A 1,105-nucleotide genomic window follows, 5' to 3' on the forward strand; every position below is an offset into this window, starting at 1 on the left:
ATGGGCCACGCCCTGTTCACCCTGTGCATCGGCGCTGCGGTGGGCATCAACTATGGCGCCTACGCGCCCAGGCGCTTGCCATTGGGGCGCTCGGTGCTCGCTGTAGTGCTGTTTGATGTGGCTGCAGGCTTGGCTTTCAGCGTGATCGTGTTGCCCCTGCTGCTCGCCGATGGCCTCGCCCCGGCGCAGGGCCCCGGTCTGCTGTTTCTGGGGCTGGCACACGGGTTTGGCAACAGTACGGGGGGAGATCTGCACGGTGCGCTGTTTTTTTTGTTGAGCGCGCTGCTGGCACTGTGCTCGGTGGTGGCGTTGTTCGAGCCCCTGGTCAGCACCCTGCAACAACGTCTGGGTCTGACGCGCATACGCGCCAGTGTGGTGATGTTTGCTCTGGTGTGGTCACTGGCGGTGCTGGGTGCGCTGTCGCTGCAGCCTGAGTCAGCGTTCTCGGGTCTGCTGCAGTTATCGGATCGCCTGTTGGTCGAGGGTCTGCTGCCGCTGGGCGCCCTGGCAGTAGCGGTTTTTGTCGGCTGGCTGTTGCCTGAGTCGCACGTGCGTGCAGCACTGGGCCGTGAGAGCACGTGGTTCTACCATGGCTGGCTGTTGCTACTGCGTTATGTTGCCCCGTTCGGCGTGCTTATCGTATGGTTCCACGCACTGGCGCCCGGTTGAGTCGCGTCGGGCCCTTGATGCCCCTGAATCCATCGCAAAGGTTTTGCCTCCATGCCCGCGATCAATCGCAGTGCGCTGCTGCCCTACACGCCACGCCAACTGTTTGACCTGGTGAACGACGTTGAGGCCTACCCGCAGTACATGGAGGGCTGTGTTGGTGCCGAGGTGCTGCATGCGGATGAATGCAGCATGGAGGCTCGGCTGGATCTGGCGCGCGCGGGATTCGCGCAGAGCTTCATTACCCTCAATACGTTGAGCGCGCCCGAGTCCATTGCGCTGCAACTCAAGGACGGTCCCTTTGAGCGCTTTGCCGGTTGCTGGCGCTTCCAGGCCCTGGGTGATGCGGCCTGCAAGATCAGCCTGCAGCTGGAGTTCAGTGTAGGATCTTCACTGGTGGGTGCCGCTGCGGGTCGACTGTTTGATCGGGTGAGCAACA

1 protein-coding gene and 1 pseudogene are annotated in these 1,105 nt (G+C 62.7%); both read left to right on the forward strand.

The genetic code is table 11. From position 1 onward, the window contains the following. Positions 1-669 (forward strand): annotated as a pseudogene (locus tag VBE63_RS30040) (hypothetical protein); the annotation flags it as partial. A gap of 51 nt (positions 670-720) precedes the next feature. Continuing rightward, positions 721-1,105, forward strand: a 385-nt coding sequence (locus tag VBE63_RS30045; protein WP_323686625.1) for a type II toxin-antitoxin system RatA family toxin, incomplete at its 3' end; no start/stop codon positions are given.

This window comes from Lamprobacter sp., assembly GCF_034860625.1.
GTDB lineage: Bacteria > Pseudomonadota > Gammaproteobacteria > Chromatiales > Chromatiaceae > Lamprobacter.